18 protein-coding genes are annotated in these 17,239 nt (G+C 54.3%); 5 read left to right on the top strand and 13 right to left on the bottom strand.

The annotated features are described in order from the left end of the window. Nucleotides 1–56 precede the first annotated feature (56 nt). The 7 genes from dapA to D9K61_RS01630 all read right to left on the bottom strand — a co-directional run bounded on the left by dapA (nucleotide 57) and on the right by D9K61_RS01630 (nucleotide 7,580). Nucleotides 57–947 carry a 4-hydroxy-tetrahydrodipicolinate synthase gene (gene dapA / locus D9K61_RS01660; protein ID WP_216825733.1) on the bottom strand — a complete coding sequence of 297 codons (891 nt, stop codon included), beginning with the start codon at nucleotides 945–947 and terminating at the stop codon, nucleotides 57–59. Beyond that, nucleotides 944–2,488 carry a choline-sulfatase gene (gene betC / locus D9K61_RS01655; protein ID WP_120631534.1) on the bottom strand — a complete coding sequence of 515 codons (1,545 nt, stop codon included), beginning with the start codon at nucleotides 2,486–2,488 and terminating at the stop codon, nucleotides 944–946. Before betC ends, dapA begins: the two co-directional genes overlap by 4 nt. Beyond that, nucleotides 2,485–3,438 carry an aminotransferase class IV gene (locus D9K61_RS01650; RefSeq protein ID WP_120631533.1) on the bottom strand — a complete coding sequence of 318 codons (954 nt, stop codon included), beginning with the start codon at nucleotides 3,436–3,438 and terminating at the stop codon, nucleotides 2,485–2,487. Before D9K61_RS01650 ends, betC begins: the two co-directional genes overlap by 4 nt. A gap of 26 nt (nucleotides 3,439–3,464) precedes the next feature. After that, nucleotides 3,465–4,205: an amino acid ABC transporter ATP-binding protein gene (locus tag D9K61_RS01645; protein WP_371688443.1), complete on the bottom strand. Its 741-nt coding sequence runs from the start codon at nucleotides 4,203–4,205 to the stop codon at nucleotides 3,465–3,467. 12 nt (nucleotides 4,206–4,217) lie between these two features. After that, a complete protein-coding gene (locus D9K61_RS01640; RefSeq protein WP_120631531.1) occupies nucleotides 4,218–5,291 on the bottom strand; it encodes an amino acid ABC transporter permease in 1,074 nt (357 codons plus the stop codon). 3 nt (nucleotides 5,292–5,294) lie between these two features. Next, a complete protein-coding gene (locus tag D9K61_RS01635) occupies nucleotides 5,295–6,461 on the bottom strand; it encodes an amino acid ABC transporter permease (protein WP_120631530.1) in 1,167 nt (388 codons plus the stop codon). 75 nt (nucleotides 6,462–6,536) lie between these two features. Continuing rightward, a complete protein-coding gene (locus D9K61_RS01630; RefSeq protein ID WP_120631529.1) occupies nucleotides 6,537–7,580 on the bottom strand; it encodes a transporter substrate-binding domain-containing protein in 1,044 nt (347 codons plus the stop codon). A 123-nt stretch (nucleotides 7,581–7,703) separates the two neighbouring features. On the opposite strand from D9K61_RS01630, the gene D9K61_RS01625 reads away from it, so the two are divergent. Next, a complete protein-coding gene (locus tag D9K61_RS01625) occupies nucleotides 7,704–8,453 on the top strand; it encodes a GntR family transcriptional regulator (RefSeq protein ID WP_120631528.1) in 750 nt (249 codons plus the stop codon). A 172-nt stretch (nucleotides 8,454–8,625) separates the two neighbouring features. Here D9K61_RS01625 and D9K61_RS01620 read toward each other — a convergent pair whose 3' ends face one another. From D9K61_RS01620 to D9K61_RS01605, 4 genes are all read right to left on the bottom strand, one after another. Next, on the bottom strand, nucleotides 8,626–8,850 hold the full coding sequence (locus D9K61_RS01620) for a DUF2520 domain-containing protein (protein ID WP_216825732.1): 225 nt from the start codon (nucleotides 8,848–8,850) through the stop codon (nucleotides 8,626–8,628). 152 nt (nucleotides 8,851–9,002) lie between these two features. Next, nucleotides 9,003–9,755, bottom strand: coding sequence for an IS21-like element helper ATPase IstB (istB, locus tag D9K61_RS01615; protein WP_120631526.1), 753 nt, complete (start codon nucleotides 9,753–9,755; stop codon nucleotides 9,003–9,005). Continuing rightward, complete coding sequence (gene istA, locus D9K61_RS01610; protein WP_120631525.1) at nucleotides 9,752–11,251, bottom strand: IS21 family transposase; 1,500 nt, start codon at nucleotides 11,249–11,251, stop codon at nucleotides 9,752–9,754. The genes istB and istA overlap by 4 nt, the downstream gene beginning before the upstream one ends. Nucleotides 11,252–11,364: 113 nt before the next feature. Continuing rightward, nucleotides 11,365–12,000 carry a hypothetical protein gene (locus D9K61_RS01605; RefSeq protein ID WP_120631524.1) on the bottom strand — a complete coding sequence of 212 codons (636 nt, stop codon included), beginning with the start codon at nucleotides 11,998–12,000 and terminating at the stop codon, nucleotides 11,365–11,367. A gap of 219 nt (nucleotides 12,001–12,219) precedes the next feature. Between D9K61_RS01605 and D9K61_RS01600 the strand changes: the two genes are divergently transcribed. After that, complete coding sequence (locus D9K61_RS01600) at nucleotides 12,220–12,537, top strand: H-NS family nucleoid-associated regulatory protein (RefSeq protein WP_120631523.1); 318 nt, start codon at nucleotides 12,220–12,222, stop codon at nucleotides 12,535–12,537. Nucleotides 12,538–12,659: 122 nt separating this feature from the next. Here D9K61_RS01600 and D9K61_RS01595 read toward each other — a convergent pair whose 3' ends face one another. Beyond that, entirely contained in the window at nucleotides 12,660–12,767 is a 108-nt protein-coding gene (locus D9K61_RS01595; protein ID WP_216825740.1) for a transposase, read from the bottom strand. Between the two features lie 607 nt (nucleotides 12,768–13,374). Between D9K61_RS01595 and D9K61_RS01585 the strand changes: the two genes are divergently transcribed. The 3 genes from D9K61_RS01585 to D9K61_RS01575 all read left to right on the top strand — a co-directional run bounded on the left by D9K61_RS01585 (nucleotide 13,375) and on the right by D9K61_RS01575 (nucleotide 16,866). Then, complete coding sequence (locus tag D9K61_RS01585) at nucleotides 13,375–14,307, top strand: IS5 family transposase (protein WP_120631521.1); 933 nt, start codon at nucleotides 13,375–13,377, stop codon at nucleotides 14,305–14,307. Nucleotides 14,308–14,365: 58 nt separating this feature from the next. After that, complete coding sequence (locus tag D9K61_RS01580; RefSeq protein ID WP_120631520.1) at nucleotides 14,366–15,418, top strand: tyrosine-type recombinase/integrase; 1,053 nt, start codon at nucleotides 14,366–14,368, stop codon at nucleotides 15,416–15,418. A 644-nt stretch (nucleotides 15,419–16,062) separates the two neighbouring features. Beyond that, nucleotides 16,063–16,866, top strand: a complete 804-nt coding sequence (locus tag D9K61_RS01575) for a hypothetical protein (protein WP_162946696.1) — start codon at nucleotides 16,063–16,065, stop codon at nucleotides 16,864–16,866. 127 nt (nucleotides 16,867–16,993) lie between these two features. Here D9K61_RS01575 and D9K61_RS01570 read toward each other — a convergent pair. Next, a partial coding sequence (locus tag D9K61_RS01570) for an ATP-binding protein (protein ID WP_162946695.1) occupies nucleotides 16,994–17,239 on the bottom strand: 246 nt, incomplete at its 5' end.

Here is a 17,239-nt window from a genome sequence, read left to right as displayed (position 1 = left end):
AGTTCGATGGACGTCAAAGTGCAGAAAGCGAGATGCTCACCGCACCAGAGAAAAAACTACCAGTTCAGGATTGGCTCCATCGCCTCTTGCATGGCCGCTTTTTCTTCAGCCGTCAGTGGCCCCATCGGCGCGCGGCATTCTCCCATCGGTAGGCCCAGCAATTCGCAACCATACTTGATCTTCTGAACGAACTTGCCGGATTCTAAAATGTTCATGGCCCGATAAAGCTTCATCATCATCTCACGCGCTCTGTCCAATTCGCCTGCCCTATAGGCGCGATCCAGATCACAGCAGGCCTGCGCCATACAGTTTGAAGGCCCACAAATCCAGCTGTCTGCGCCCCAGAACATGAAGTCGAGCGCGATGTCATCCGAACCGGAAATCAGCTGGATCTTTCCTTCATAACGGCTGGAAATTTCGATGGCCCGTTGTAACACGCCCGAACTCTCCTTGATGCCGATAACACGCGGATTGTCCGCAAAATGATCCATAAGCTCAAAGCTGATATCTGCACCATCTTTCGCCGGATAGCTGTAGAGCACCAGATTCACGTCCACCTCTGCCAGCACGGTTTCGTAGTGCCTGATTAGTTCATCCTGTGTTGGACGGGTGTAGACCGGCGGCGCAAGCAAAACAGTGTCATAGCCTATTTCCCTGGCCATCGCTGTTTGCTCAATTACCTCACGCGTAGCCAATGCGTTTGTTCCTGCGATCAGGATTTCGTCGTCGTTGGCAAAATCTTTGACAAATTGCAGAACGGAACGGCGTTCTTCGGTGCTTTGCGAAAAATACTCGCCGGTCGAGCCATTTGGGACCCAACCTGTCACACCTGCTTCACGAAAATGCGTCAGCAGTTTTTCGAAGGCGTCAAAGTCGATTTTGTCATTGGCATCGAATGGCGTCACTAATGCCGGCATGATGCCCGACAGTTTCACGTTGTAGCTCATAATTCAGAGTCCTGCGATTTGTTGTAATGGAGGTATCCGCGCCGTTCGACGGTCGGAAACGCGTCACCCCGGCGGACATAGTTTGTGTTTTGGGTGAGAGGTCGGGGCGTGAAATCCCAGATTTCCTCGCGTCCCGTGGAAAGCGCTTTGTCGATCAGTTTACGCGCCACCTGGCTGGCGATGACATCGTCCAGCAATGTATCCAGCGGCCAGATCTCTTCGGCCAATTGGGTCAGGCGGGCCTCATCGGGATCGCCCTGTCCTGCTATGCTATTCTGTTCCAACGGGTCCTTGGCGAGGTCGAAGAATTGCGGCGGATAGGCACGGGAAATTACCAGCTTCTTGTCGCCGTCACGAACGCACACCCGTGGCGCAGACGTTCCGCCGTCAATATGCTCTGAGAATATTGGACCCTTCTGAGGTGCGCCTCGCACCGCTGGCAACAGGCTACGTCCGTCAATTGGTGTCTTGATTGTTTCTGCGCTCAACCCGCCAATGTCGAGAAGTGTTGGGAAGATATCAAGCAATGACGCCGGGGCAGACACGCGACACGCGTCGTGCTCTGGATGGGCAATGATCAGCGGCACCTGAATGGCGGGGTTAAACAGGGTCTTTTTGAACCACATTCCCCGCTCTCCGATCATGTCTCCATGATCCGAGGCGAACATGACAACCGTGTTCTCTGAATATCCGCTGTCCTCCAGCGCCTGCATCAGACGCCCGAACAAATCGTCAACATATGAGATCATGCCGTAATAGCCGCGCCGCGCATTTCGGTAGTCGGCATCACTAAGTTCGCACTTGTCCTGACCATAGTGGTAATACAGCGATTGGCTGTGCGCGTCGCGTTGATCGACCGGAATGTGCGGCACGCGCGGAGCCTCAATCTCTGCTTCATCGTGCATGTCCCAATACTCACGGGTAATCACATAGGGATCGTGCGGGTGTGTCAGTGAGACCGTCATCATGAAGGGACGGTCATCATCACAGCGCGCGCGCGTATAAAGCTCGCGCACAGCGTGGTGAATGACGTCTTCATCGTAATCAATCTGCATCGAACGGGCGACGGGCCCTGCATCCCGTACAGTATCGATGGTTGAGACTCCAAACGTGTAAGCCCGTTCTTCGTCCTTGTTGTAGTCCCGGAAATCGGCATCCGGCGTCCAGGACATGTCTGCTGGGTAGATCTCGGTGGTCAGTCGCTCCTCGAACCCGTGGTATTGGTCTGGCCCCACAAAATGCATTTTTCCGGAAATGCAGGTGTAGTAACCGTTCGCACGCAGATAGTGGGCGAAGGTCGGCGTCGAAGCTGTGAACTCAGCTCCGTTGTCATAGGCCCCGATGCGCGAGGGCAGACGCCCGGCCATCATGCCGAAACGTGACGGCGCGCAAAGTGGATAGGGGCAATAGGCGTTCTCGAAAACCGTACCCCGGGCGGCAAGCGCATCGATGTTTGGAGTTTTGCAAACCGTTCCCCCATAGGCGTTCAACACGAATGAGGTCAGCTGGTCGACCATGAACAGAATGATGTTGGGTTTCATGACTTTTTCCCACGCTGGAATTGCTGGTTTGCCACGTTCTGGGCGACAAGATCTTTGTAGAGCGATCGGATGCTGCGGGTTATCGGGCCGGCGCCCCCCTGTTCGCCAATGGATTTACCGTCGATCGAGGCGACAGGCGTTTGGGCTCCGAATGTACCAGTCAGAAACGCTTCATCCGCGCCGTAGGCTTCGTAGAGCGAAAAATTCTTCTCGAAGACCGGAATGTCATTCAGGCGGCAAAGCTCAATGACTTTGGCCCGCGTAACGCCGTTCATGCAGTAGTCTCCGGTAGAGGTCCAAACCTCACCACGCCGGACAATGAAGAAGTTGCAAGCGTTAGTCGTGTTCACAAAACCATGCGGGTCCAGCATCAAACCCTCATCCGCCCCAGCTTGTTCTGCTTGCAAGCAAGCGACTACGCAATTCAGTTTGGAATGACTATTGAACTTCGGATCTTGACTGGTTGGCAGGCCGCGAACCTGCGGAACAGTCGCCAGTCGAATGCCGCGCGATTGTAAATCAACCGCAGGCTTGGAATGTTCAATGATCGCAACAATCGTGGGACCGAACTTGCTGAGGCCCGGATGTTGAAACGGTTTCGCTTTTCGACCGCGCGTGATCATAAGACGGCAATGGGCATCCGAAACTACACCATTAGCAGCAGCGGTCCGGTCAAGGAGGCCTCTCACTTCGTCAGGCCCCATTCCGATATTGATCGAGACCGACTTGAGCGAATTGAACAGGCGGTCCATATGTTCGTCAAAAAACGCCCATTCCCCATCGTACAAGCGAAGGCCTTCCCACATGCCATCGCCCAACATGAAACCACTATCATAGACCGATACCTTGGCCTCAGCCTTGGGCACTAGCTCACCATTCACGTAAATCAGCAACGCGTCATTTCGAGCGTCTGCTTCTGCATCGTGGGTTGATATGTCGTGGGAATCCATTGGCATTTTTGGCTCTTGTTCTCTGATCAATGGCCCAGGACCTGGCCCAGGAATGTCTTAGTGCGTTCGCTTTTTGGGTTGTCGAAAAACTCGCCAGGCGGCGCTTCTTCAATGATTTCGCCCTCTGCCATGAAGATCACTCGATCTGCGACCTGACGCGCGAAACCCATCTCATGTGTCACGCAGACCATGGTCATGCCTTCCTCGGCCAAGCCAACCATCACATCCAGCACCTCGGATATCATTTCGGGGTCCAAAGCCGAGGTCGGCTCGTCGAACAACATGATTTCGGGCGCCATACATAAAGCACGAGCGATAGCCACACGCTGCTGCTGCCCCCCGGAGAGTTCACCGGGGTATTTGTGCGCCTGTTCAGGGATTTTTACCCTTTCAAGGTAAGACATGGCGGCTTCCTCGGCCTCTTTCCGGGATTGCTTGCGTACAAGCGTGGGCGCCAGTGTGCAGTTCTCAAGAATTGTCATGTGCGGGAACAGGTTGAAGTTCTGAAATACCATCCCCGCCTCGCGGCGGATTTCGTCGATGTTGTCGACATTGTCGTCTAGCGGAATGCCGTTAACTTCTATGGTCCCTGCTTGGTGCTCCTCCAGCCGATTGATACAGCGGATCAGCGTCGACTTACCTGAACCTGATGGACCGCAGATCACGACTTTCTCACCACGACCCACGTCAAGATCAATGTTCTTCAGCGCGTGGAACTCGCCGTAAAACTTGTTCATGGATCGGACCGAAATGGCTTGTTCTGACATGTGCATTTCTCCTTATCGGCTGTTTAGGCTCATGCGGCGTTCCAGGTAGGCACCGTAGCGGGACAGCGAAAAAACAAAGACAAAGAAGAGGAGGCCAACAAACACGTACATTTCGATTGTCGCGAAACTCCAATCGGCTGTACCGGCTGCAGCGCGGCCCGAGGCGAGAATGTCAAAGAAACCGATGATGGTGACCAGCGAGGTTTCTTTGAACGTAATGACGAACTGGTTGATCGTGGGCGGCAACGCGTTGCGGAACGCTTGCGGCAAAACAATGTACCCAATCCGGTGCCAATACCCCATGCCAAGCGCCTTGGCGGCTTCTTCTTGACCAGAGGGTATGGCTTGAATGCCGCCGCGGATGATCTCGGCCTGATAGCAAGCAAAGAAGATCGCATAGCCGACGATCACACGATACAGCTTGTCGCCTATTGCCCAACCCGGCAGCACAAAAGGCAGGACGATGGCAAATGTGAACATGATTGCGAGCAACGGCAAAGACCGGATCACGTCGATCACCAGCGCCATAGTTCTGGCAATCCATGGTAGCTCTGATCTGCGGAGCAACGCAAAGATGATCGAGAGAGGCATGCCCAGCAAGCAGACAGAGGCAAAGATGAAAACCGTCAGGGACAACCCACCCCAGTCGCGCTCGACAACTGGTGTCAAACCAAAGACGCCGCCGCGCATCAGGATGTAAAATGTGGCGAACCCGACCATCCAGAGGACAGGCAAACGCTTTGCATTCCAAAACACAGGAACACAGGACAGGATGGCAACGATCAGCATGACGATGCATGCCAGCGCAGATCGCCACTGTTCTTCAAAGGGATAGAGGCCAAACAGAACGATACGCCAGCGCGTTGCTACAAAGGACCAGCAGGCCCCGTGTTCGTGTGCTCGGCATTCTTCATTCTTGCCGTATCCCCAGATCGCTTCGAGAAACGCCCAGTTGAAAAAGCCCCACAAGATCCAGGCTGTGAATGCTGCAAGCAGAACAGTGATCGCACTGTTCAGTGGGGTCGCGAAGTAATGCCTTTTGATATTGGAGAACGCGGATGTGTGCTGAATTGGCAGATCAGTCATGGCTCAGATCCTCAGCTGCGTGCCCTTGAGCTTGATCGCGTCATTCACGCGATTCAGCACCCAGGCCATTGAATAGTTGATGATCAGGAAGCCACCCATCAGGATCGCAATCAATTCCAGCGTTTGACCTGACTGGTTGATCGCCGTGCTGACCACCATGAAGAAGTCGGTGAAGCTGATGGCGATGCCAATAGTTGTGGCTTTGAATAGCCACACATACTGATTGATCAGGGTCGGCATCACGATGCGAATGGCCAGCGGCAGTCGAATGCGGCTGAAGATGTACCAGGGAGACAGCCCAAGGGCGCGACCGGCCTCGGATTGGCCCTTTGGAATGGCGATGAAACCCGCCCGCACAATCTCGGCGATATAAGCTGCACCGTAGATCGCGATGGCGATCAAGCAGGCCATCAATTCCGGTGAAATTCGGATGCCGCCCCGATAATTCAGCCCGGCCGGTTCCGGAATGCTCACCAACGGTGTCTCTGGAATGCGGCCAATCCACAAAACGATGATGGATATCAGCAATGCCAGCGACCAAAGCAGTTTTCGTTCTTTGCTGGCTTGCCGCAAATGCAGATCAGGCCAGCGTTTGACTCCCATCCACAAGGCGAGTGCAAACGCCACAACTATGATCAAGACAGCGACAAACACAGATGCCCCGGTCACATTCAGGCCAGGAATATAAATCCCGCGCCCTGTCAGGGCGATTCCGCCCAGAATGGGTTCCGCATCTCGAGGGCTGGGGAAACCCAACAGCAGCGTATACCAGAACAGAAGCTGCAAGATCAGCGGCGCGTTTCGAAACAGCTCGACAAATGTGGTGCCGACCAGTTCGGCCATACCGTTGCCCGAAGTGCGCATGACACCCACCGCTACGCCGATGACGGTCGCAATTGGCAGCGCAATGGCACCAAGAAACAGGGAATTTAGAATACCGACAAGGATTGCCCGCGCATAAGTAGAATTGGTGCTGTAATCAATCAAGGAAAAGCTGATGCGCCAACCTGTGGCACGCTCAAGGAAGCTGAAACCCGATGTCAAACCCTGCGCTTCCAAATTGGCGCGCCCCACCAGAACCATGGCCACCAGCATAGCCACAAATCCGCCGACGAAAGCGGCTTGCAGCCCCGCGTCCCTGACTCTTCTGCTCTTTATCAAAGATTGCATCGGCCCCTCCCCAGAGCAGCGATCTGACCTGAACCGGGTGCACTCGAAAGAACACACCCGGCACGCATCGACGGTTTAGTCGATGATCATCGGATAGAAGACGCCGCCAGCGTTATAGAGATTGTTGATCCCACGCGGCAGATTGTAGGGAGAGCCTGATCCGATGTTGCGATCATAGATTTCAGCAAAATTACCGACTTCTTTGATCATGTTGTACGCCCAATCGTCCGGCAGACCGAGACGCGCGCCATAACCCGGGTTTACGCCCAGAAAGGTTCCGACCGTTGCCGATGGCGGGTTGGCGCGCACGTCGTCCACGTTCTCCGAGGTAATCCCTTCCATTTCGGCAAACCAAAGAGACGACAGCATCCAGTTCTGTACATCCAGCCAGTCCGGGTCACCTTCCGGAACAATTATGCCTTCCGCTTCCAGAGCGATAACGTCAGGCAGGATAACATGCGCGTCGGCACCGTCCGGTGCATCAATACGCCCCGCCGCCAGACTTGGCGCCCATTCCACAAGACCGTCACAACGGCCTTCGTAATATGAGTTGCGAAGCTCATCACCGTTTTCAAAGGTCAGCATTTCGGCGTCGATCTGGTGGGTATCAAGATAGGTTGCGGTGGCGCGCTCGGTCGAGGTGCCTGCTCCAACACAGATTGTGCCGCCTGCAAGATCTGCCATCGACTTGGCCCCAAGATCCACACTCGTCATGGTTTGGAATGCCCCGATGAAGTATGGGCGGCTATAGGCCAGATTCAGCTCGGTGTCCCGGCTTTGAGTCCAGCCGGACACTTTGATAACAACATCGATGTCACCGGATTGCAAAGACGGCCAACGCTGGGCCCAGCTGATGGGAACGATTTCCAGGTTTCCTTCGGCGCTGCCGAAAAGACCCGCAGCAAGAGCCTTGCACAGATCGATGTCCACACCTTGCCAATTGCCTTGATCGTCCACTTCGGCAAATCCCAGGAACGAGCCATTGTGACCGCTGCACAAAAGTGAGCCGCGTTCGAGGACTGTGTTCAGGCGGCTGTCATCGGCGACTTGCGCATTGGCCACCTGAGAAGCCGCGACCAGTGCCACCGTAGATGATGTGATTGCTTTGGCAAATTTCATTATTTCCTCCCTGTGTCGACATTTTGTCTGCAAGTTTTTTGTCGACACTCTGGCGACATGTCAATAAAAACTTAGGTACAGCCAAGCTAAGAGCGTTGAGCGGCGCGTTAGGGACCCAAGAAAATGATTGATTCACAGCGACTTCCTCAACGGCACGCAAAAGGTCGTGGATCGAAGTTTGTTTATGGCGAACTCAAGCGAGAGATTCTGACTCTCGAACTCAAACCGGGATCACCGCTAGACGAGACCAGCCTGTCAGAGCGATTCGCAATGTCACGTTCGCCTGTACGCGAAGCGCTGGTCCGACTGTCTGCAGAAGGTCTTGTGGTGATGCTGTCCAACCGCTCAACGCTTGTGGCACCAATCGATTTTGCTGGATTTCCTCGATATGTCGAAGCTTTGGACTTTCTGCAGCGGATCAATACCCGTTTGGCAGCGAGAAACCGAAAAGAACATGAAGTCCAGGAGATGGCTGTAATGGCCGAAGCCTTTGACCGTGCGTGCAGTGAAAACAATTATCTTGAGATGTCGGCAACCAACTATGACTTTCATATGATGATTGCAGTTGCAGGCCGAAATCCCTACCTCGAGCGCGCTTATGGTCAGCTTCTCGCCGAGGGCCGGCGTATTTTGCATATGCATTTTGACTATCTTGCGGAATCTGCGACTGAACACCTTCTAAGCCCAGATCACTACGAAATGATCGAAGCCATTCGCGAGAAAGACGTAGCAAAAGCAGACGCTTTGGCGCACGATCATACACGGCATTTCCACGATCGGTTTGTGATGTTCATGAGTGCCAACTATAGCGAGGACTTTGATTTTGAGCTGTCAACGCGCGAGGGATCAATACATCAGACGATTGAGCGGTAAAGCTGAACGCATACAGTAAGATTATTAATAGGGCCGCAAATGTCGGCCCTTACCGGACTCATGAGCCTACATTAAGATGCCGTAGTGTCGCCCGCCGAACCAGCCGTTCGCCGCAGCCGCGAGATCAAAGGTTCCAAGAATTCGCACAGCCTCAGTTGAATTTTAGGTCAAGCTACGCTTCGGGACCCAACCAATCCTGTGTCTTACCGTCGGCCTTCAATTTCTGAGCGAGTAAGCTCAGCTCTTTGTAGATAATTCCTGCAGCGGGGTGCCAAGCGGCTACATCTTTCCCTTGTTGCGAGACGACAAAGGTGTCGCCTCGCGATGCGGGTCCCGTAAGCGCTCCCAATGGCCCATGGGCGGCAACATTCTCACAGGTGGCTTGAAGCAGTGTCAATCCCGGCGCAAAAAGGGTCAGTTTCCCGGTGTAAAATTGGTCAGTTTGTTTGGGAGTTAGCTGCGCCTTGGTGCGTGTGCTTGTCATATAGCTGACGCGTGCCAGGGCGCGCTGGCCGCAGGCCAGCCCTTCAGCCTTTGCGGGTTGGTGTTTCAGCTTCGGGCTTTGCGGCTCTGTCGCAGCCGGAAGCTTTCGCCGTTCATTTCCAGGATATGCACGTGGTGGGTCAGACGGTCCAGAATGGCACCTGTGAGGCGTTCTGATCCGAAGACCTCGGTCCATTCGTCGAATGGCAGGTTGGAGGTGATGATTATGGAGCCGCGCTCGTAGCGCTGGGAGATGACCTCGAAGAGCAACTCGGCGCCTGTTTTGCTGAGGGGCACGAAGCCAAGCTCGTCAATGATTAGCAGGTCCTGGCTGACCAGCTGCTTTTGCAGGCGTTGCAGACGCCGCTCGTCGACAGCCTCAATCAGGTCATGAACCAGAGCGGCGGCGGTCATGAAGCGGACCTTGAGGCCTTTCTGGCAGGCGGCCAGCCCAAGCCCCAATGCAACATGGGTTTTGCCGGTTCCACTTGGTCCCAGTGCGATGACATTCTGGCGGTGGCCGACGAACTCGCAGCGGGCCAACTGCATGGTCAGAACTTTGTTCAGCGACGGGATAACCTTGTAGTCGAAACTGTCCAGGCTTTTGGTCGCCGGGAACTTCGCGGCCTTGATCCGACGTTCGATCATCCGGCGTTCACGCTCGATCAGCTCCAGTTCACAGAGCCGCAACAGATACTGGATGTGATCCTTGTTCTCGGTCGCACACTGCCGGGCCAGCTTGCAGTATTCGCTGTGGAACGTCGGCAGGCGGAGTTTTTTGAGATGATGCTGCAGCAGCACTTGTGGGGTGCCGCTCATGTCGCCGTTCCTGACATCAGCACCCTGTAGCTGGCCGGGTTTGTCGTTTCGACCAGCGCCTTGGGCAAGTAGGGGTAGATGTCGAGGTTCAACCGCGGCGGACGCTTCTCGATCCGGCAAAGGACCAGATGTTTGACTGCATCATAACCAATGGCGCCGAGGCTGAGGGCCTGTTTGACGGAGCCATGGACGTGGCCGATTTCGAAGGTCTCCAGCAGACGCAGGATTTGGACGTATTCCCTTTTGCCTTTCTTGCCCATCCGCGCTTCCAGCAGCCGGTGCAGGGTGGCAAACTCGTCTGGCAAGTCCCAGTCTTTGAGCGGCGCAGCTTGATCCAGGGCCCCGGCCTTTTGCTCCAACAGCGGCAAAAAGTGCATCGGATCAAACACCATATCGGCCTTCTCGTAGGACCGCCGGTGCCGCGCGATCACTTCGGCACCACAGCCGATCACGACCTCGTGGACATAGCCCCGAACCTGAACCTCGTGATGGGCATAAGCGACGGGCACCGAGTAATCGTTGTTGCGATAGCGGACCATGGAGATCGACGTCGCGCGCGTGCTGACCTTCTCGCAGGCATCGTAGGGCGTGGGCGGCATCACCATCAGTGCATCCAGGTCGCGCATCAGGCGGTCGCCGATGGGCTCGGCATGGCCACGCAGGGTGTCGTCCTGACGCTTCAGGCATTGCTCTTCGAGCAAGAGGTTCAGGGCATCGAAGCTGTCGAGCCGGGGCGCGGGAACAAGAAAGTTACGGCGCCCGTAGCCGATCACACCTTCAACGGTTCCTTTGTCATTCCCCTTTCCTGGTCGGCCAAACTTGTCATCAAACAGGTAATGCGACTGCAACTCGGCAAAGGTTCTGGTCCGTTCCCGCTTTCCGCCGCCGCAAATTTTCGCAACGGCGATTGTGGTGTTGTCATAGAGGATCGACAGGGGCACGCCGCCAAAGAATGCAAACGCGGAATTGTGCCCGTCGCAAAAAGCCTCGGTCGTCTCAGCCGGATACGCTTTGATGAAGAATGCGTCTGAGTGCGGCAGGGCCATCGCAAAATAATGCAGTTTGCATTCAACGCCGCCGATCACGCCAAGTGTCTCGCCAAAGTCCACCTGGGCATGGCCCGGCGCATGTGACAGCGGCACAAACACCTCTCGGGTCCGACGCTTCTTCTCCCGCACATAATCCGTGACAATGGTGATCCCGCCCGTGAAACCATGTTCATCCCGCAGGCGCTCATGGATACGCTTCGCCGTGTGACGCTGCTTCTTGATCCGGCTCATATCGTCCGCGAGGATCTGGTCGATGATTGCGATGAACGGATCAAGCTTGGGGCGAACTGGCGGCCCTTCACGCCGGTAACCCGGCGGAACCGAGTGCTTCAGAATCTTCGCAACGGTCTTGCGATCAATGCCAAATAGCCGCGCAGCAGCGCTATTACTCATCCCGTCAACATGGCACGCACGCCGCACCCGGTTATAAAGTTCCACTGAATACATCTCCTCACCCTCAGCTCGTTCGCCTCAGGTGTCAGACTGCGGAATTTTGCTCCGCGACGGTCAGATCATCCAACCGATTCAGTGGCCATTTTGTCTCCGGGATTCACATGACATCATGAGTGACCGGTTTTGTTGGCATCCGCATTTGGATTTACACCCAGTTGATCAATATATCGTTGGGCTGCTTCTATTGTTCGGAAGCTGCTGCGTCCAAATATGAACTGTCCGTTCTCCAGGGCGATGCGTTTGCCTTTGTATTCGAACGCCTCATCGGAAGGCTGGGGCACCGCTTGATCTTTTGCAGCTGGGGGCTTCTGCGGAGACCTCTCAGAGGTATGCGAAGACTGAGTTGAGCCAAAACCAACTGCGCTTTCGTGAGTGGCTTCACTGCCTTGTGCTTTTGTAAGTCCGGCAAACCCCTGATCGACGGTGCGTCCCTGGCTGAGGGCCTGTTTGGAAATCTCAAGGTGATCACGTGCGACTTTCAGGTTTTGCTGGGTGTACTCCGCTGTGTCCACGCCTGCACGTCCAATCTGGACCATCACGAGGCAGAAAAGCCCTCCAAACATGATCATGAAACCGGGGATCAGGGCGGTTATACCGGCCATGGGTGGGCCACCGAAATTACGGCTCATCTGTCCGACGGCGGAAACCCTGATAATTGCAATCAGGGCTCCGATGGCAATGACACCCCAACAGATAAATTCGAGCAAACTGAAATAGGTCCTGGCGGCCTGATAAGATCTCATAACAATTCCTTTTCAAAATAATGATCAAAGGCTGCAATCTCGGGGCGAGTTCTGTCAACTGAAATTATGGTGTTACGCAATTCCGAAACATGATCTGAAACGGGTTCTTGTGCCTCAATTCTGTGCACTCATTTAAAACCATTTGCGTATTCCGGGAGTTTCTTTAGGTAGCGTTGGACAAACAGGTTTTCCTGCACCACACCGAACTCGGAGTAAACTATGAAAAGCAAAGATCTGGACAAGATGTCTGTGGCTCAATTGCGCGATTTGCAAACGGATATTTCCAAGGCACTGAAGGCGGCAGAAACGCGTGATCGCAAGGCTGCCCTTGACGCTGCGCGGGCCGTCGCGCTGGAAAAGGGATTTACCCTGGAAGAGCTAATGGGCGGCGCTGCCAAGCCCCGCAAAGCACCTGCTGCCGCCAAATACCGCCATCCGGAAAACCCATCTCTGACCTGGTCCGGGCGGGGGCGGCAGCCTGCCTGGTTCAAGGAAGCGGTCCTGGGTGGGGCCAACCCGGATGATCTTGTGATCTAAGAGTGCCAGCACTACGGAAAACAGTGAAACCGCTCCGGAGATAGGAGCGGCTTCAGATCCCTGACAAACCCCGTCATATGTTGGCGGAGTTTTGCTTTGGGCGGATGATTTGGCAGTTGGTTTTAGGTGTCTGGACGTGGCCCAAGGAACCATCGATAGGTCACGTTCACCTTGATCTCGCGCATCAACCGGCGTTCAGATCGAGTGGCAAAGACATAATCAATAAACAGGACTTGAACAAAACCTCATCCGAAGGTTTCGGTGGGAGATTGAGCCAGCTCAGACGATAGCAATGTCCGCATTGCAGACGTCGTCGCTCCTTACTTTGAAGTGCCTAAAAGAACAGGTCACCTACTGGAATAGGTGCCCCGACTACCGCAAACAGGCATTCTGCCTAGTGAAGACACTGCGATTCTCAGCGATATAGCGAGGCGCGTCAAGCATGTTCCCGCTCCTTTTTGCGGTGACCATTCATCACCGCGCACAGTAGATCATTTAGCTCAAAGTTTGCATTGGAGAGGGCTTCGGCTGGGGTGCAACGGGTAACATTTCGGAAATCTAGCTCCAAGGGGCTGGGCAAATTGCACACAATCGGGGCCTCGAAACGCTTAAACTGATACGCTGTGAGGTCCAACACTATATCATCCACCTCAACCCAGAAATGCACTTCCTCCTTTTCATTAGACCCGCAAGCGATTTGAACTACAGAATTCGAAAATTCTTCAGCCAAGACAGAGGCCAGGTGTATTGAAGTAACCTCGCAGGCATTACTAGGGCTTTGTTGCACAAATGGGGCGAGGGATTCCCTGTTTGAATCCAGTGGGGTAGCAACGGTGCATGAGCAGTTGGTCCCCTACGAAGTACAAGACCAGGAACTGGCCTTCGTACAACACAGCGTTGAAGCAGCGCGGTTCGCTATCGATCTGGCTTGATCCTGAGATGGAATGGTACGCTTCGTCGACCGGCAAGCGCGGTCGTCAGCGCGAGTTTAGCGACGCGGCAATCCAGGTTTGCCTCACGATGAAGGTGCTATTCGGCATGCCCCTTCGCCAGACGACCGGGTTCGTCGAAAGTTTGTTGCGGCTGGCAGGCCTTGACTGGAAAGTGCCAGACTTCAGCACTCTTTGCCGCCGCCAGAAGACGATGAGCGTCGCTATCCCCTATCGCGGAGGGACGGGTCCTTTGCACCTGCTGATCGACGCGACCGGGATCAAAGCGGAGGGTGAAGGAGAGTGGAACGCCCGTAAGCATGGCGGACCAAAGAAGCGCCTTTGGCGCAAGCTGCATCTCGGTATGGACGAGGAAACACTGGAGATCCGCGCAGTTGGCGTCACGACAAGCAATGTCGGCGATGCTCCTATGTTGCCCGACCTGCTGGACCAAATCCCGCCCGACCAAGAGATTGCCACGGTCACCGCTGATGGGGCCTACGACACGCGCAGCTGCCACAATGTGATTGCCGCTCGCGGAGCCGCCGCCATCATCCCGCCACGCAAGAATGCCCAACTTTGGAAGCCAACCACGGCAGGAGCTATCGCCCGAAACGAAGCTGTCAGGGCGTCCAAATATCTTGGACGGGCACTCTGGCGAAAGTTGACCGGCTATCACCGCCGAAGTCGCGCAGAGACGAAGATGCACTGCCTCAAACTCCTGGGCCAAGGCCTCATGGCCCGAGACTTCGACCGGCAGGTCGCTGAGCTACAGATCCGGATCGCGGTGCTCAACCGCTACACCGCTCTTGGCATACCCATCACAGAGCCCGTAGGATGAGTCTGTCCGCGGAAAGGGGAAGTGCGTTCAGACCCCGATTTGTGCAACAAAGCCTCGTTTGGGGAAAGAGCGCCTGCTATCACATGGACAATATCCGGAGGTTTCCTTGGCCGAGGCGCGAAAGCTGCGCGATGCCGCCAAGAAAACTCTGAGTGCTGGCGGTGACCCGTCAGTACAAAAGCGACTCGAACGGATCGAAGCCGAGACGCAGGCCCGGAACACCTTTTTATTGGTCGCCGAGGAATACTTGCAAATGGCGTATGATCGCGAACTCGCCGATGCAACGATGAGAAAGAAGGTCTGGCACGTCTACACATTGGCAGCGGAGCTTCACCACCGGCCAATCCGAGAAATCACAGCGGCCGAGGTGCTCCATGTTTTGAAACGCATAGAACACAGCGGACGGCGCGAGACGGCCAAAAAGCTACGTGGCACCATCTCAGCGATTTTCCGGCATGCAGTCGTGACTCTCCGCGCCGACAATGACCCTACTCAAGTCATCAAAGGCTCCTTGTTGCCCGTGAAGGTTACCAACAGAGCCGCCATCACAGATGAAATGCAGTTTGGGCAGTTCCTTCGCGATCTCGACGATTATTCGGGTGCAGGAGTGATCAAAGATGCAATCTTGTTTCAGATTCTAACGATGACACGCCCAGGTGAAGTACGAGGTGCCAGGCAACAAGAATTTGATCTAGAAGAGCGAAAATGGACGATCCCGGCTGAACGTATGAAGATGAGGCGCGACCACATTGTCCCACTGTCTGACCAAGCCTTGGCTATAGTGCAGCGCGACTGGATTGACGTAAAGGGTGTGTATCTTATCTTCCCGTCGCTCAACTCTAACCGGAAACAGCTTTCCGAGAACGCTTTCAATTCCGCCTTGCGACGGATGGGTTATTCCAAAGATGAAGTGACGGCACATGGATTCAGATCAACCGCAAGCACAATCCTCAATAACCGAGGATATGATCCGGATGTGATTGAAGCGGCTCTGGCTCACCAAGACAAGAACGCCATTCGGCGCACCTATAACCGAGCTACCTATTGGGATCAGCGTCTAGAATTGATGCAGGCTTGGGGCAAAATTTGTGATGGGGCCAAGGCCACTTAGTCGGCGCTTCCTGTCTACAGGAGGCAGGGGCCGTGAGCTCGAATCACGCCACTCCAACCAACTAAAACAAACAGCTAATGTTCACCGCATATATTTTTTGTCTCGTTTCTGTTTCTGCCCACTGGGCAAAATCGTCTAGCTAGGTCCGTTAGAGCAAAAAGTAATATTTGGGCACCACATCACTGAGTAGTTACCTTTGCACCAGGGAGGACACTCACCAAAATAAATTACTCAACGCTATTTGATCCACGTGGCACACAATTCTTACAGTCCCGCTGAAGTGTTCTAGCCATCGAAACACTGGCAGCCGCCTTCTTTGCTCGAATAACCACGATGCCTGGAAGCACTTGCGCAAGTAGTGAAATCATTGCAAAGATTGACAATCTTAGTGTTTGACCCATGGGCAAGGCCTCAGTTCGCGGTAACAAGTTCGCAGTTTCGGTTGTTACATGCATCCTGTCGGTCTCTGCTCTCTACATATTAAGTCAGAGGGTGGAAGTCACTGTACGCAGGTTGAGAAGGATGCGCCAAATTTCGAACGTCTATATATTGAGGATTTCGAGCGTTTCGTCGCAATATGTGCTTGCGAGACGCTGCTCACTTTGTCACACTCAAGAAAACGCCCGCGCAAGAGGCATGAGCAGATGATCGAGGTGACTTTCCTAATCGTGTCCATTCTGGCGCTGCTAATGTTCGTAGCGCTGATCTACCTTGTTCGTCTCCAACGCGAGACGGCTCGGGCCCGCGACAGCGTTCGGGGTCACGAGCGACAAGACAGTCAAGGAAGAATGAACTTTGTGCTGGGTGGGCTCGAGCGGGTTTTCAAGCGACGCACCGGTCTCAGCACGGCTTTGATAGATGGCCTGAGTGGCGACTTCTCGGATGTCAATTATCGTGAGGAATCGACCAAGTTTCTCGAATTCATAGCGAACGAGCTGGCGGCAGTTCTGACATTGCTTTCTCGCGATAAATGCTGCGTGTCAATCAAGCTTTTGGTGCCAGGCGGGAATGCTGAAGATGAAACCCCATTCGTTCAAACCTTTTTTCGAGACCAGATTAGCTATGCAGAGAGAGATGGGCTCTACTCAGACTTAGAACCTTTTCCGATGTACAGAAACACAATGATGCACAATTTGTTAAAGAACGCAGATAGTCACTGGTGCATTATTGAAAATAATTTGAGGGAAAATGCTGGTTATGAAAACCCCCGAAGAGATTATCATAGATTCTTCAACTCATCTGCCGTTCAGCTAATTGGGGATCCTAATACAAAGGGCGTAGAGTCAGTGCTTGGCTTCTTGTGCGTCGACAATAGAACGCGTGGCTTCGACGTTGAATCAACGCGCTCAATTCTTTCAATTTTCTCATCTACAATTTACTATTGTCTGCTCGCTTCAGCGGCTCTTGAACAGCGTGAAGTACAGACAGAGGTGTCAACGGCGGAGTAAAATTCTGCCACGGGGCGGAGCAAAAGTCGTCCATTGCTTGGGTGGCCGACGCCTTGGCAAACGCGCTCCCAAATAGCTGGCGGTTGCCAAGGCGTCTTGGTCCGTCAGGACCAATCTTTTCCGCGTATTAGGAGTTCTGCCGAGCCCTGCTCTGTGCCAGACGATAGCTTTCTCCGTTCATCTCCAGGATGCTGACATGGTGGGTCAGCCGGTCGAGCAAGGCACCGGTGAGGCGCTCTGATCCGAACGTTTCCGTCCACTCATCGAAGGGCAGGTTTGAGGTGATCATGATGGAGCCGCGTTCGTACCTTTGGGAGATCAGTTCGAACAGCAGCTCAGCGCCGGTTTTGCTGAGGGGCACGAAGCCCAGCTC

The sequence above is a fragment of the Ruegeria sp. EL01 genome, from assembly GCF_900313035.1.
In the GTDB taxonomy this organism is placed as follows: Bacteria; Pseudomonadota; Alphaproteobacteria; order Rhodobacterales; family Rhodobacteraceae; genus Ruegeria.
The sequence above is the reverse complement of the archived record's forward strand: the minus strand, read 5'-3'. Positions and strand labels throughout refer to the sequence as shown.